Origin of the sequence: Liquorilactobacillus uvarum DSM 19971 (genome assembly GCF_001434935.1) — a bacterium.
GTDB classification, from domain to species: Bacteria; Bacillota; Bacilli; order Lactobacillales; family Lactobacillaceae; genus Liquorilactobacillus; species Liquorilactobacillus uvarum.
This window is the reverse complement of sequence record NZ_AZEG01000035.1, coordinates 1-15,232: the sequence shown is the minus strand read 5'-3', so window position 1 is coordinate 15,232 and position 15,232 is coordinate 1. Positions and strand designations below refer to the sequence as shown.

Here is a 15,232-nt window from a genome sequence, read left to right as displayed (position 1 = left end):
TTGAAGCATCACTGCTTGAAGATGAACTAACAGAATCAGCCGAACTGCTTTTAGCAGTAGAACTAGAGGAACCTGATATATTCGATGAAGATGTAGAGACAGTAAGCTGCGATGACGAATCATTTTTCGTGGTACTTTGGTTTTCTGCAGTTTTTTGAGTTTGACTAGCTAGTACTTCTGATGCTGGTCTTAACTGTATTCCAGCAGCGAAAGAGGAGAGTGCAATGGTACTAAACAACCAGTATTTCCCGGCCTTATACATTTTATAATGCAACTTTTCTTCGCTTTTTTTATGCATAAAAACTTAACCTCCTACTTATATGTCCCTTTAAGATTAAAACTTCCCGAATCTATAATAGCATAGCCGCAAATTCGATAGCTAAATAAATAATAAATGTAAACCTAATGTAATATGATTGAAAATAATTAATGAATAGGGTTGTTTATCGGACGATTCGATTACCGATATTTAAGTAATGTTCTTCGATATGATGTACAAACTTTTCTGTATTCTGATGAGAATTATTATATAAATCGATTTCGCTCAAAAAGGCGATGAAATTCACTGGTGTTAAACGATATTCTCGTTGTTCCTGAGTACGAGTGTTTTTTCTTAAGATTTGATGTGCGTCAGCGTCTGAAAACAAATCAAAATGTTGAACGCTTGCAACAAGTTCATAACTGGCCATGGCTTTCCTCCTCTCTTGCAAATCCATTTTTACGAAAATCAACAGAAATGACTCTCCTGCTACTATTCTAAAGTAAGTGACTAAAAGTTGAAAGTAAAAAGATCAATTAAGTTAAACTATTAAAAACGCAATGAACTAAACTACTTGTCTGGCCTAGACTAAAACAGGTGCTTGAATTTTAACTATAAAGCATTTTATTTTAGCGCAAAGAAAAAGATTCATTTTGAAGAACTAAAGCAAACACCATCTTCAAAATGAATCTAATTTCAAAATATGTCAATTTAAATAAATTTTTTTGCGAATTCACTGAATTTTTTGGCAGAATCGGCTAAGAAATTCTTAGTTCCTTCATTAGTGATGTGTCCTTCTTCATCAGAGAGCTTGTCAGTATTACCAATGTATAGTTCAGGTTGCTGCATAGTTGGCATATCTAAGAAAACTAATGATTGGCGTAATATATGATGTGCTAATACTCCTGAGATACCTGAGATAGATTGTGAAGCAACAAGCGCTGGTTTTCCTGCCCAAACACTTTGTCCCCAAGGGCGTGATGCAACATCTAAAGCATTTTTAAGTGCCGCTGAAATACTACGGTTATGTTCGGGTGTAACGAAAATAAATGCATCTTGTGCAGCAACTTCGTTACGGAACCTAGTGTATTCTGCGGGAGAATCTGCATCATAGTCTTGATTGTATAATGGAAGAGAAGCAATATCTATATAAGTCACTTCAGAGTCCTCCGGTAAACCAGCAACAAGAGCATCAGCAACACCTTTTGAATAAGAATTTTTACGAATCGAACCTACAATAACACCATATTTTGTCATATTAAATCATTCCTTTCTTTTTAACTTACAATTAGTAAGTATATCACTAAAATATCTATTGCCAAATTTTTTGTCTCGAAGCTTGTTTAAAGCCCATCTATCACAGTTAAGAATAACATATTGTTGTGAAAGCCAGCGATAATTTAGCATTATTTTTTATAATTTGTTAGCGATTTCTTAAAATTTTTAGAAAAGGTATAGAATCTTATATTTTTAAGAAACAAACTTTATTTTTAAACAATACGTTTATTTTAGATGCAGTTGTTGATTATTTTGACAGACATTCTTATTTTAACGTTATTAAAAGGTGAACATGGTTAAATTTAAAATGAAGGAGGAGTATTAATGACTAAGTATTGCGAATTAGTAGCTGATGTAGCCAGTTATCAGCCGGCTACATTGACTTTTTTTCAAGCTTTGCGTGTTAAAAAAGTTCGTGCAGTGATCATAAAATTAACAGAAGGCAGTGCAGCTGGCAGTGCCTATCTTAATCCCAAAGCAGTGATGCAGATTAAACATGCACGAAAAGCAGGATTGTTCGTGCATGCATATCATTACGCCAAATTTCACGGCCAGCAGGATGCAAAAGAAGAGGCAGACTGGTTTACACGACATGCACGGGAGTTGGGAATTACTTCTGATTCAATACTAGCGCTTGACATAGAAGATAAGCAAAATGCTAATCCTGCTACAAAGGATGCAAATACATTTTTACAAAGAGTTAAAGATTCTGGTTATCCACATGTTGATATTTACTCAATGGCAAGCTGGTTTTGGAATAAAAGGCTTGATGTTGATCAACTAATCGCTAAAAATCTATGGGTAGCTAACTATGGGGTCTCCGCTCCTGGAGTAAAAAATGTTGGTTTATGGCAGTATACAAATAGTTTTGATGTTGATGGGGGTAAGGTTGACATGAATTATGATTTCAACGGGTTTTATACAAAATCACTATCTGCAGTTAAAAATAAAGTATTAATGAATAAGGAAGCAAACAATTTCACGGATGGTTTCGGTGATAAGTGGTTTTATCAGCACGGCAAATTCATTACTCATGCAACAATTAGATTGCGCTGGGGAGCAAAAATAACAAGTGCCGTTATCGCTCTTTTGCCTGTCAATTCTACAATTGACTATGATGCCTATTCTTTTCACGATGGCTATGTTTGGTTACGTCAGCCACGAGCAGGTGGCAAATTTGGATATTTGGCAAGTGGAGAAGCATATGAAGGTCAGAGAACAAGTTATTGGGGTGAGTTCAGCAAAATTGGAATTTCTGAGAATTCAGCATAATTGAGGTTTCAATCGTAGAAAGAGAGGCTTTGAGCATAAAAAAAGTTTGGAGAACTGGCATTAAGTAGTTCTTCAAACTAGAATTGATCTTGACTTATGGAAGCAATTTTCTTTAAAAGATCTTTCTAAATATTCTCTTTTTTGAGTGGCTGACTTTGATTGATGATTAATTGAATGATAAACATAATTAATGCAAGCAAAATCGTTAAAAGTAAAATTAAATTCCAAGAATGTGTACTGTTTTGAATTGCTCCATAAAGGATCGGACCGACTGCTGCAACTGCATAACCAAAGGATTGCGCAAAGCCTGAAAGTTGTGCTGTTTCATGAATATTATTCGTCTTAATTTGAAAATAAATGATACAAAGGGAGAAAGCACCACAAGAAGCTGCTCCCATGATAATTGCAGAAATAGCATTTAAGACGAAGTTTGTTCCTGTTAGCATAATTCCTAATGTTCCTAAAATAAATCCTGCCATAATCCCCCATGAAAGAAAAACGGTTCCATGCTTTTTCATACCAATAATTGGTGCTATAAGACTGAGAGGGATTCCACTGATTTGAAATAATGTTGCTAGATTGCTGGCTGCAATTTTTGTAAAGCCTGCTGATTGCCATAAAGAAGGCAGCCATGTTAATAAGGAGTAATAAAGCAGCGATTGAATTCCAAAAGCAAGAGCAATTAACCATGAAAGTCGGTTATTCCATACGCGGGTGTCCTGTTTAGGAACAGTATATGCATCTTTTTCTTGTGCTGGAAGTTTCCAGAAGACTAACGCCCAGATGACAAAGCCAAGCAGACCAACCGTTGAAAAAACATTGATTGTTTTCGGCATGCCAATATGTGTCCCTAAAATTCCTGACAAACCTGTACCAAATGAGGCAACTAATCCCATGGAAACAGTATAGAGGCTGGTCATAACACCGATTTTTAATGGAAAATGATCTTTAATGATGGCTGGTAATAAAACGTTACCGCCTGCAATGCCAGCACCAACTAAACAAGTTCCAAATAAAAGGACAAAAATATTGGGAACAGCACGCAAATAACTGCCGATCATCAGCAAGAACGATGTCGCCAAAAGGCTCCATTCATTTCCTTTAGTATTACCTAGTTTGGCAATTAGTGGAGAAAGCACTGCAAACATTAATAACGGGATTGTTGTTAAAAAGCCAGCAGTGTTCGGTGATAAACCAAGAGTCTCTTTCAGTTCAGGAAGCAGTGGGGGGATCATTGTAATTGGAAGGCGCAAATTAGCACCAATTAAGAAAATACCTAAAGTGACCAAAGAAAAATGATGTAACCTAGTAGACATATAAAATCCTCCAGTAGGAAATAAAAATATCAAAAAATACACTTGAAAAGTGGATAGCTACGTATTTAATTTTAGCAATTATAAAGCCAAAAAACTAGCACCTGATGTAAGATCTTGATAACTTTATGATGGCGTTTAAGATAAAGCGCTTGCAAAATTTAAATAATGCTTTATAATACAGAGTGTAAGGGGTTATAGCAAGCGCTATAATCGAAAGCTTGGTCTTACACTTGTGTGAGAGTCAAGCAAAAAAAGCTGTCATAAACAGTTAGAAAAGAGGTTAGAGTTTGGCTATCCCTTATTTATCAGCAGTCCGGCAAGATGATTAACAAGGTTGTTAATGGTTCTGACGAAGTTTAAAGTTGTTAACGACAGAAGTTAGTTAGATTAATTTAGACAAGGTAAACAGAAAGAGCCAGAAACTTTATCTTGTGGGGCTGTTTTTTTTTGCCCTAAAATATTTAATTGACAGAAATCGTATTTATGTTGTAGAATTCTAACATTCGAATAATAATTTGACGTTGATAAGATGAGTAATAATTAGAAGCTACTTACAGAGAACCGGGTATGGTGAGAACGGCAGTAGCGGAAAATTATGAAGATGGTCTTTGAGTGATTGAGCAGTTAGCTTTTGCAAACTGTTCATGGGCTGCCCATTATAGCACTTAGGTATGAAAATGTACCTAGTAAGGATAGAGCTGTGAGGCTTTATTGAAAATGGGTGGCAACACGAAATAATAATTTCGTCCCTCTTGAGTGTAATTTGCACTTAAGGGGGATTTTTTTGTTTAATGTTAAATTTTATTTTAAAAGGGGGAGAAATTCGAATGAAAAGGTTCTTCAAATTAGGTTTCACAGCAATAGTAACTGCACTGTTTTTAACAGCTTGCGGAGGTAACAGTAATAGTCAAAGTAAAGGCCAGGGGAAGTACGCAACTAATCAAACATTAAATTGGACTGAAAGTTCAGCGCTAGCGACTGCTGATCTTGCGAAGGCAACTGATACACTGAGTTTTAATGTTCTTTTGAATACACAAGAGGGACTTTACCGATTAGATAAAGATGGCGTGCCACGCAATGCACTCGCAACAAAAACGGTAATTTCAAAAGATGGCAAAACCTATACTTTTGACTTACGAAAGAATGCTAGGTGGTCAAATGGAGAAAAGGTAACTGCCAAAGACTTTGTTTATTCATGGCAGCGGACGCTTTCTCCTAAGACAGCATCTCAGGATGCCTTTTATCTTTACCAAGTAAAAAATGCACAAGAAATAAACGAGGGCAAGAAAAACGTAAAGGACTTGGGTATAAAAGCCTTAGGAAAATATAAATTGCAAATTCAACTGACGAAACCTGTCAGTTATTTCAAAAAACTGTTGGCCTGGCCGCTGTTTTTCCCGATGAATAAAACAACTGTTGATAAATTTGGAACGAAATACGGCACACAAGCTCGTTATACCCTTTCAAATGGGCCGTTCAAGCTTACCAAATGGACAGGAACGAATAAAAAATGGACACTTATCAAAAATACTGATTACTGGGCAAAAAGCGCTGTACATCTGAAGAAAATCAATGAATTAGTAACTGAAAGCACCACAACTAGTTATGAGCTGTATAGTGATAAAAAAGTAGATGAAACATTATTGAGTGGCCAGCAAGTTAAAAATAACAAAAATAATAAGGCATTTGTTAAACGCCTGCCTACAGCAACGACAAGACTTGATTTGAATCAAAATAAAATTTCTGCTTTTAAGAATCTCAATATAAGACGTGCGCTCTCATTGGCGATTGATCGCAAAGCGTTGACCCAGAATGTACTTCAGGACGGTTCGGTTCCACTTAAGGGCTTTGTTCCATCGGGAATGGGCAAGAATCCAAGAACACAGCAGTCTTTTAACGATGAATCCTATGTGGAAAAAGCAGTTTCGTATAATTTACAAGAGGCTAAGAGTCTTTTAAAGAAGGGATATAAGGAAACAGGTACTCACAAACTGAAGTTTACAGTATTAACTGCTGATACAGATAGCAGTAAACAGACAGTTGAATACTTACAAAGTGCATTAGCAAAATTGCCTGGAGTATCAATTAGTGTATCAACTATTCCATTTGTTCAGTTAATTGCTAAACAGCATGCAGGTAATTACGAAGCTTCGATTCAAACATGGCAATCTGTTTTTGCTGATCCAATCAATTTTTTGGATATCTATGAAAGTAATTCGTCATATAATACTGCCGGATGGAAAAATGAAAAATTCGATAAATTGACAGATCAAGCAGAAAATACGTATGGTAATCAACCAGAAAAGCGTTGGGAGAAGTTGGTAGCGGCAGAAAAGCTGCTCATGACACAGCAGGGGACGATTCCATTGTATCAGGTTGCAAAATCGCAGTTACTGCGCTCTAATGTTAAAAATGTTGTATATAATCCAGCAGGTGTTCCATATGATTGGAAAAATACTTATATTGCAAATTAGGAGGTTGGAATGTTGAATGAAGACTATTTAAATTTCATTGAGCGAATTTTTATAAAGTATGCCCGAATTGACACCAGATCTGACGAAAATAGTACCAGTATTCCAACGACAAAGGGCCAAATAGAGCTAGCAAAATTAATAGAGAACGATTTAAAAAAAATTGGTGTAAAAAATATAGTTTATGATGAAAGAGACGGATATCTTGTCGCTACGCTCCCAGCTAATACCGATATTGATTCTAGACCAATTGGGTTTATTGCTCATTTAGATACTGCAGATTTTCCAGCTGATAATATACATCCGCAGGTTCATCCTGTTTATGATGGAAGGGATGTCGTATTGAATAAGGCATCTAATGTTGTCATGCGTGTCAGTGATTTTCCTAATTTGAAGAACTATAAAGGGCAACGCTTGATCACGACTGATGGAACAACTCTACTAGGGGCTGATGACAAGGCTGGGATTGCTGCTGCTGTCACTGCGATCAAGTTTTTGATAGAACACCCAGACGTTGAACATGGTGCAGTTAGCTTTGCTTTTGGACCGGATGAGGAGATTGGTTTGGGGGCAAAAAGGTTCGATGTTGAAAAATTCAAGGTGAATTTTGCCTTTACTTTAGATAACGGATTGCCTGGTCAATTAGAAAATGAAACTTTTAACGCAGCACAAGCCAAAATCTTTATAAAAGGGACGGCAGTCCATCCAGGTAATGCGTATGGTTTGATGATTAATGCAATAACACTTGCTAATCGTTTGGTAGCAGCATTGCCAAGGGATGAAGTGCCGGAAAAAAGTAAGAATAGAGATGGCTTTTTCTTAGTAACATCTTTTTCAGCGACAATTACAGCGGCTAATTTAAATGTTATTATCAGAGATTTTGATAAAAATGCTTTTATTAATAAAAAGAAGCTTCTTAAAAAAGTAGTAGATCAGTTGAACAGTGAATTTGATGAGCCTAAAATTTTCATAGAGACTAAAGATCAATACCATAACATTGCTGATGCAATTCAACAGCAACCTTATATTACTGATCTAGTTTTACAAGCTTATTCAAGACTTGGTTTAGAGACGGTCGTTCATCCCTTTAGAGGTGGAACGGATGGCAATGCTTTGACAGAAAAAGGCATACCGACACCTAATCTTTTTAATAGCGGTGAAAACTTTCATGGGCCATATGAGTTTGTGACAACTCAAGGGATGTTGTTGGTCGCCAAAACGATAATTACTATTCTTGAGGAACATCACTTGAATAGTAAGGAAACCGCAAAAAAATTTAACGCAACAGAAAAGAGTGGGAATTAAGAATTGTTTGTATGGCAGTTAAAATTGTTGTGTTGATTTCCTCATACCATTTTCTTTATATTTCCTATCAAGTTAATTAGAAATACTCAAATTGAGCTTGTTCGCATAAAATATATGTTTCATGCGATAGTTTACCTAATCTTAATTAAACTATTCATAAAATTATTAATGTACACAACTACAGAAAGTCAATTTTATTTTAGTTGCTCATATTTTTTAGTTCAAATCAGGTATAGGAGATGCTAAAATATTGGAGAAATAACTTTTGAACATTATAACAGGGATAGGAATGAAAGATTATGGAAAAAATAGCTGTATACTGTGGTGCTTCCGCGGGAAACGATTCAGCTTATCAAAAAGCAGCGGTTAAACTAGGAAAATATTTGGTTAGACATGATCTTGAGCTGGTTTACGGCGGCGGTGGAATTGGCTTGATGGGTATATTGGCTAATCAAGTACTTTCTGCCGGCGGGAAGGTTCGTGGTGTAATGCCCCAAGAATTAGTAGAGCGTGGGGCAGCTTTCAACAAATTGACTGATTTAAAAGTGGTTGCAGATATGTCAGTCAGAAAACAGACAATGTTGGCAATATCGGATGGATGTATTGCACTTCCCGGTGGACCTGGGACACTTGAAGAGATTATTGAGGCCTTTTCATGGGCTAGGCTGGGAAATAATCCTAATCCGTGTACTTTTTATAACGTCAATGGATATTATGATCCCTTGGAACGAATGTTTGATGAAATGACTAAGAAAGAGTTTTTAACGGTTACTGACCGAAAGAAGCTGTTTTTTTCTGAATCCTTGGATGATATTTTTAGTTTTATGACAAACTATGTCCCCCCTAAAATACGAACGTATCCGAAGGCCAGTGGTCTTTGAAAAGAATAATGGTCAAAAAATGATCAGATGCAAGTTGTGATACATCTCTAAATGTTGGCTCCTCAGTTGAGCATTTAGACTTTGCAGCATGTGATGATCATTTTTTTATTGCGAAAAAACATTGTTTCTTGGAGGTCTGCTTGACAAACACACCTAGTTTGAGAAAATAAAATATATAAATAGGAGGAGATTGCTTGATTACATTTGAACACATAAGAAAAACATATGGAGATAAGACTGCTATAGCAGATTTATCATTAACAATACCCGATGGAAAAATTTTCGGCTTTTTGGGACATAACGGTGCAGGAAAGTCGACAACTATTAAGAGTTTGGTAAGCATCATTCAGCAAACTAGTGGTGACATAATCGTAAATGGGATGAATCTAACTGAAGATCGATTGAAGATTAAACAAAAAATCGGATATGTGCCAGATTCACCTGATATTTTTCTGGAATTAACGGCTAATGACTATTGGAATCTGATTACATCAGCATATCAAGTTTCGGAAGAAGTAAAGAAAGCACGATTGATAAAATTAGTTAATCTTTTCAATATGCAAGACGAAGTTGAAACGCCAATTTCCGACTTTTCGCACGGTATGCGGCAAAAAACAATCATTATTGGTGCTCTTTTGCCTGATCCTGATATATGGATTTTGGATGAACCAATGACGGGATTGGACCCGCAAGCGACTTATGATTTAAAGCAGCTTATGCGAGCACATGTTCAAAAAGGTAAGATGGTTATTTTTTCAACTCACAATCTTGCAACAGCAGAGGAATTATGTGATGAGGTTGCAATTTTGAAGCAAGGAAAATTGGTGTATAACGGGAGCTTAGACAAGCTGCTTGCGACTATGCCTGATGCTTCTTTGGAAACAATCTATTTAAAAATGATTGGGCGTCAAAATGATTCACAAATTGTCAAAGATTTGGAGGGAGATGACTTAGGTGAATAAAAACCAGTTATGGCAGTTAACTAAGATCAATCTTTTATATGCCAATCCACAAGCAACTAGCAAAGCTCGACAGAGCGGCAAAACAGGTCGAAAGTTAACATTTGCGCTGCTTCGGCAATACATATTAATAGGCGTAATATTTGTAGCGTTATACGGAGTAACGTTATTAGGTTTCAACTTAGCAATTCAAACGGCTATCTTTACGAAATTTATTGCTTTGTTCACACTTATGTTGGTCAGTCAGAATATTAGTGTTATAAATAATGTTTTCTTTGAAAGTAATGATCAAGGAGCTTACCTGCCCCTCCCTTTTGACCAGCGAACAATTTATTTGGCGAAAACAATAGTTGTCCAAATGGCGAATCTGTCATTTGCTATTCCGATTCTATGGGTATTTATTATGACAAGTGTCCACGCAGATAACTGGTTTGTCAGTTTTTTGATAGCCATCATTTTATTTATACTATATCTAAGCTTATTATTCTTAAGTTGTACATTCGTTGTTTTTGGCTTAGCTCAGACAAAAATATTTCGACAACACCAAAAAATGATGACACTTCTATTGCTGGCTATTTCATTTGTCGCTATGATAGCAGCAATTTTTTTAATCAATAACACGTCTCAAACAATGTCTGCAAATCAAACTGGGTTGTTTGGGTTTAATTTGCTGCATAGGATATTAGTTTATCCTTTAAATGGCAGTTCGTTGTTTTTTCTGACAATTATTTTGGCAGCTGTTGTCCTTTTAGCAGTTCTGGCAGATCGTTGGTTGTTTCCACAGTTGATGGTCGAGCACAAAAATAATAGAACTCTACGAAAGAAAAATAAACGAGCAGGTAATTCACGATCAATGAAAGAACAGTTGATCAGATATAATTTAAAACTTTTGCAGAATCCAACCTTACTTATGCAAAACTTTTATATGACAACTTTTCCATTTATTATGTTAGGAGCGGGAGCTTTGTCTGGAGACGGAAGTGGAATTTCTTTTGAACATTTCTCACTAATGTATTTCGGCGTGTTTTTTCTTAGCGGAATTGCGATAAGTGCACTGTCAATTGGTCCGTATTCGTTGACTGCGTTAGGAATATCATTAGATCGGAGCAATCTTTTTTTCATTCAAACTCTGCCAATTTCATTTTTAGTTTACTTACGCTTGAAATTCTTGACTATGTGGGTTTTACAAACACTTTATTTGCTTGTTTTAACAATAGCTGTCGGCTTTTGGCTGCATATAACAGGTGTAAATTTTGTTGCGCTGCTGCTGGGCGTAATTTGGGGTGCGTATCTTATCAGTCTGATTTATTTCACCCGCGATTGGCGTTTACGTGACTTAGAGTGGGGAAACGTAACTCAGCTGTTTAATCGCGGTGGGGGGACTCTTGTTTCTATGCTGGTAGTATTTGGTGGAATGATTGTTTTTGGAATTATTATATCTGGATACTTTTATTTGATTAAATACACAGCAGTGTCTTGGTTGATTAATAGTTTTTTTGGATTAATCATTTTTGCAAGCAGTGCTGGAGTGATATGGAAATATCAGATAACTTTTTGGCAAAAAAAGCTGAAATAACAAAAAGTTGAAATTGTCGTAAAATATAAAAATTTACTTTTTCCCAAAGCAGATTTCTGGTTTTATTCGCAAATGAATGTTAACTTTCTATCTTGGTAGGGCACGGTGTAAGAAAAGGACAAGGATGTTAGTTTTGACCTTGTCCTTTTTTAGTTGGATACTTAAACCAAGATAAGTCATATTTTGTGAAATCATGCAAAACAAACTTTGAAAATTACTGAATTGTCGGATTTTTAGTTCCGTGAATTAAGGTACTTTTTGAAAGGGATGGTTAGGTGTGAAGATCATGACAGATAAAAAGCTATTTTCAATCTTGAAAAAAATTAAAATGAACTATGCAAAACAACATATTCAAACTGATAGAGCAGCTGATGATAATTGGCCTTTACTCAAAAGTAGTCTTTTTTATAACAAGTCAGATGAAAATTACTGTATGTACATCTCAATGCAAGCTATTTGGTTAGTTGGCAAAGGCAGGCAACAACAAGAATTGATATTTTGCGAGAAAGATCAGATAGACGAACTTTTTGAAAGTAAGATCAATAAGTTGACTCCATTTGTTTTAATTGAAGATACAAAAAAACAGGTTAAGCCGATTATTGATAATCAATTGATGAAGTATGAATTGGTAGGAATCAAACTGCAAAATGAAAAAAGTATTCTTATAATATCTTCTTCAGATTTATTAATCTTTTTAAGGTATATTGATCATTCTCCCAAAATGGTTGAGAGCTAAATTGATCTTTTTGAATTTTGGGTGTTTCTGTTGGTCAGAATCTGCTCTGAAATTAGATTTCCTAATAAGTAATCGTGTACATCTTTTGAAAAAAAGTAAAAACCTGATTCTTGTTGAAATAATAGTATGGTAGGAATATTATATTTGAAAAGGATGTGAACTTACTTAAAACATTATTTCTCCACAAAGAATTAATTATCCGGTGTTCACATCCACCTCCTCAATTCATCCTATCTTCCTAATAACTGAATGGGGAGGTTTTTTTGTCTGTCAATTTTTTGAATACTAAGGTATTAAAAAAATAATACAAATTAAAGTTTATTATTTTAAATAATTTTAAAAATATGTTACCATAAGTGTTAATTAAAGTGAAAGTATAGTTGGTTGGGCTTTATTTACTTTGAACGTTTTTTAGTTGAATATGTAATTTTTGTAAGTCGATGTCTTTCTCACACGAAAGCAGGCGATAATGATGTGGTTCTTCAACAAGAAAAATAAAGAACTTTCAAATGATACAATGGAAAACGGTGTTCACATGATCACTGCTGCTTTACCAAATTCTGTAATTTCCGAGCAGTTTAAAACTTTACGGACTAATATTCAGTTTTCTAATGTTGATAAAAAGTATCGAACCTTGATGCTGACTTCTGCTTTGGCATCAGAGGGAAAGTCAACGATTGCAGCTAATCTTGCTGTAACGTTTGCAAACGAGGGTCTGAAAACACTGTTGGTCGATGCCGATATGCGTCGACCAACGATTAATACGACTTTTAGCATTGCAGATCCTAAGGGACTGACCAATTATTTGACAGATCATGAATTTGACATAAATAATGCGATTTATGAAACATCTGTCACTAATCTCTTGGTCATGCCAAGCGGACCGGTGCCACCGAATCCTTCAGAATTGATTAATTCGCACAGGATGGATGAGCTGATAAAATCTTTGTACAAAAAACTTGCATTAATTATTTTTGATGTACCGCCTCTACTGTCGGTGACTGATGCGCAGATTCTCTCTACGAAGGTTGACGGTACGATTCTTGTTGTTAAGAAAAATTTTGCTGAAAAAGAAGCCGTTCATCGTGCTGTTGAATTATTAAACCACGTGGGTGGACATATTTTAGGTACGGTTTTAAACGATGTTGCTTCTGAAAATAAAAATGGATACTACGGGTATTATGGGTATTATGAAAAAAATAAAAATTAAAGAAATGATAGATCTTCAGAAAAAGGATACTATTTTAGATAGTTTATGACAAAAATCGAGATCCTTTAGTATACTGATAACTTATTATTCTTTTTTTACTAAAATACTTTTATCAAATATACATATATTTGAATAAGGGTATTTTTTTATCGATTTATCAAAAAGACCGATAGTAAGGCATTCAAGATAAAAGAAATAGGCTAAATGAGATTAACATGTGTTAAAATGGAGATATGTTTTTTATAAAAAAAATACGAACAATACTTTACGGGAGCTGATTACATATATGTCAAATTTATTTTTTAGAAAAGCTTCTCACTTAGCTGTGAAGAAAACTGATTCGATTCTCGAAAATCAACGACTAGGTATCTTGCGTTCTTTTACAGCCGGAATCTTGGTTGCTAGTGCACTGCTTGTCATTTCTGAGCAGAAGGCAGATGCTGCTATGGCTTCAATGACACAGGCGGAATCGAGCAGTGTTACTTCAACAAGTACATCTGGATCCTCTAGTTTGTCTAGTTCGTCTGTTAGCAAAACTACTAATACTGGTGGGATGTCAGAAAGCTCTGCATCGTCAACAGAATCAACTAGTGCTGACTCTATTCGACAAAGTAATAAAGAAACAAGTACTTCTGAGAGTTCTTCGATGACCGTTGCTTCTACTAAAGATGATTCTTCCGCATCTACAGCGAGTTCGCAAGAATCATCTAAAGCTGCACCAAGTTCAGTTAACAGTTCTTCGGAATCTAGTGAAAATAGCAGTACAGCAGATAATACGAACTCAAAAGCTGCAACAAGTGCGGAAAAGACAAGCGAGGTAGTGAAAACTGCATCAAATGAGGCTTCTGAAACAACAGCAGTTTCTTCAAGTTCATCCTCATCTTCTGTTTCAAGAGCATCTTCTGAAAAAAGTCAAACCAAAATAGTTGCCAAAAGTGTCAAAGATGCTACTACTGAAATTGATAAAGTTAGTATCGATGATACGACGCGACCAACTGTTTCTGCCGTAGATGTTTCTTCCTACCAAAGCGGTATGACACTTGATAATTTCAAGACTTTAAAAAATTTAGGCGTTAAAACAGTTATAGTTAAGTTGACAGAAGGCGCCTCATACACCAATCCTAATGCGTTGCAGCAGATAAAAAATGCGAATGCAGCTGGTTTGAACGTTGATATTTATCACTACGCAACCTTTAATGATTCTACGAGCGCCAAAAGTGAGGCAACTTACCTCAACTCTGTTCTTACACTTAACAATGTTGCCAAAAATATACTACTTATCGCTGATGTCGAGGATGCAGCGACAAAGGTTTCTAAAATAGGTACATACTTGAACGACTTCTGGTCGATTTTGAATACAGCTGGTTATACTAACCATGGTGTTTATACCAATCTTGGATATGAATATTTAACTGATATTGTTGCGACAGTTGGATCTTCAAGAACTTGGATTGCACAGTATCCATATCATCCTTCGTCTAGTAATCTTTTGAACACAAAATATGGGGCTTGGCAATTCAGTGCAAATGGCACACTTGATGGCTATACTGGTGCGCTTGATCTAACGATTGGTTATAATGGGTTTCTGGAAGATAGTGCCGGTAGCATAAGTTTTGCTGCAGCAAATCAGGATCCTAGTACTAGTGCTACAACCAAAACTGTGTCTACAAGCAATGATCAAGTAAAAACTGGTCAGCAAAACATTGACGGTAAATGGTATCTATTTGATGCGAATGGTATAATGCAAACCGGCTTTCAATATATAGCAGCTCAAAAGAAGACAGTCTACTATAATACCAGCGGTCAGATGCAATATGGCCAGCAGTATATCAATAGTAAATGGTACTTGTTCGATCAAAATACAGGCGCGATGAAGACTGGCTTTCAATATATAGCAGCTCAAAAGAAGACGGTCTACTATAATACCAGCGGTCAGATGCAATATGGCCAGCAGTATATCAATAGTAAA

13 protein-coding genes are annotated in these 15,232 nt (G+C 35.8%); 9 read left to right on the top strand and 4 right to left on the bottom strand.

From position 1 onward, the window contains the following. The 3 genes from FD20_RS10870 to FD20_RS10860 all read right to left on the bottom strand — a co-directional run. A partial coding sequence (locus tag FD20_RS10870) for a KxYKxGKxW signal peptide domain-containing protein (RefSeq protein ID WP_170207698.1) occupies positions 1–298 on the bottom strand: 298 nt, incomplete at its 3' end. Positions 299–443: 145 nt separating this feature from the next. Next, a complete protein-coding gene (locus FD20_RS10865; RefSeq protein ID WP_057738521.1) occupies positions 444–689 on the bottom strand; it encodes a hypothetical protein in 246 nt (81 codons plus the stop codon). Positions 690–970: 281 nt separating this feature from the next. Further along, positions 971–1,516 carry an NADPH-dependent FMN reductase gene (locus tag FD20_RS10860; RefSeq protein WP_057738519.1) on the bottom strand — a complete coding sequence of 182 codons (546 nt, stop codon included), beginning with the start codon at positions 1,514–1,516 and terminating at the stop codon, positions 971–973. Positions 1,517–1,861: 345 nt separating this feature from the next. Here FD20_RS10860 and FD20_RS10855 point away from each other — a divergent pair, with 345 nt between their 5' ends. Beyond that, complete coding sequence (locus tag FD20_RS10855; RefSeq protein ID WP_057738517.1) at positions 1,862–2,809, top strand: GH25 family lysozyme; 948 nt, start codon at positions 1,862–1,864, stop codon at positions 2,807–2,809. Between the two features lie 125 nt (positions 2,810–2,934). Here FD20_RS10855 and FD20_RS10850 read toward each other — a convergent pair whose 3' ends face one another. After that, entirely contained in the window at positions 2,935–4,125 is a 1,191-nt protein-coding gene (locus tag FD20_RS10850) for an MFS transporter (RefSeq protein ID WP_057738515.1), read from the bottom strand. Positions 4,126–4,952: 827 nt separating this feature from the next. On the opposite strand from FD20_RS10850, the gene FD20_RS10845 reads away from it, so the two are divergent. The 8 genes from FD20_RS10845 to FD20_RS10810 form a co-directional block, all read left to right on the top strand. Further along, a complete protein-coding gene (locus FD20_RS10845) occupies positions 4,953–6,599 on the top strand; it encodes a peptide ABC transporter substrate-binding protein (protein ID WP_057738522.1) in 1,647 nt (548 codons plus the stop codon). A gap of 9 nt (positions 6,600–6,608) precedes the next feature. Then, positions 6,609–7,901, top strand: coding sequence for a peptidase T (gene pepT, locus FD20_RS10840; RefSeq protein WP_057738513.1), 1,293 nt, complete (start codon positions 6,609–6,611; stop codon positions 7,899–7,901). 299 nt (positions 7,902–8,200) lie between these two features. Continuing rightward, positions 8,201–8,782: an LOG family protein gene (locus tag FD20_RS10835; protein ID WP_057738511.1), complete on the top strand. Its 582-nt coding sequence runs from the start codon at positions 8,201–8,203 to the stop codon at positions 8,780–8,782. A gap of 194 nt (positions 8,783–8,976) precedes the next feature. Then, complete coding sequence (locus tag FD20_RS10830; RefSeq protein ID WP_057738509.1) at positions 8,977–9,744, top strand: ABC transporter ATP-binding protein; 768 nt, start codon at positions 8,977–8,979, stop codon at positions 9,742–9,744. Next, positions 9,737–11,317 carry a hypothetical protein gene (locus FD20_RS10825; RefSeq protein WP_057738507.1) on the top strand — a complete coding sequence of 527 codons (1,581 nt, stop codon included), beginning with the start codon at positions 9,737–9,739 and terminating at the stop codon, positions 11,315–11,317. Before FD20_RS10830 ends, FD20_RS10825 begins: the two co-directional genes overlap by 8 nt. Before the next feature lie 277 nt (positions 11,318–11,594). Beyond that, positions 11,595–12,053 carry a YbaK/EbsC family protein gene (locus FD20_RS10820; RefSeq protein ID WP_162255648.1) on the top strand — a complete coding sequence of 153 codons (459 nt, stop codon included), beginning with the start codon at positions 11,595–11,597 and terminating at the stop codon, positions 12,051–12,053. A gap of 472 nt (positions 12,054–12,525) precedes the next feature. Continuing rightward, the gene (locus FD20_RS10815) at positions 12,526–13,263 is read left to right on the top strand and encodes a CpsD/CapB family tyrosine-protein kinase (protein ID WP_057738503.1); all 738 of its coding nucleotides are present in this window, start codon (positions 12,526–12,528) and stop codon (positions 13,261–13,263) included. Positions 13,264–13,549: 286 nt separating this feature from the next. Then, positions 13,550–15,232: GH25 family lysozyme (locus tag FD20_RS10810; protein WP_268871954.1), on the top strand; the 1,683-nt coding region annotated here is incomplete at its 3' end.

Coding starts and splice junctions, on each gene's coding strand:
- FD20_RS10865 (WP_057738521.1), bottom strand. CDS start 689: ATGGCCAGTTATGAACTTGTTGCAAGCGTTCAACATTTTGATTTGTTT.
- FD20_RS10860 (WP_057738519.1), bottom strand. CDS start 1,516: ATGACAAAATATGGTGTTATTGTAGGTTCGATTCGTAAAAATTCTTAT.
- FD20_RS10855 (WP_057738517.1), top strand. CDS start 1,862: ATGACTAAGTATTGCGAATTAGTAGCTGATGTAGCCAGTTATCAGCCG.
- FD20_RS10850 (WP_057738515.1), bottom strand. CDS start 4,125: ATGTCTACTAGGTTACATCATTTTTCTTTGGTCACTTTAGGTATTTTC.
- FD20_RS10845 (WP_057738522.1), top strand. CDS start 4,953: ATGAAAAGGTTCTTCAAATTAGGTTTCACAGCAATAGTAACTGCACTG.
- pepT (WP_057738513.1), top strand. CDS start 6,609: ATGTTGAATGAAGACTATTTAAATTTCATTGAGCGAATTTTTATAAAG.
- FD20_RS10835 (WP_057738511.1), top strand. CDS start 8,201: ATGGAAAAAATAGCTGTATACTGTGGTGCTTCCGCGGGAAACGATTCA.
- FD20_RS10815 (WP_057738503.1), top strand. CDS start 12,526: ATGTGGTTCTTCAACAAGAAAAATAAAGAACTTTCAAATGATACAATG.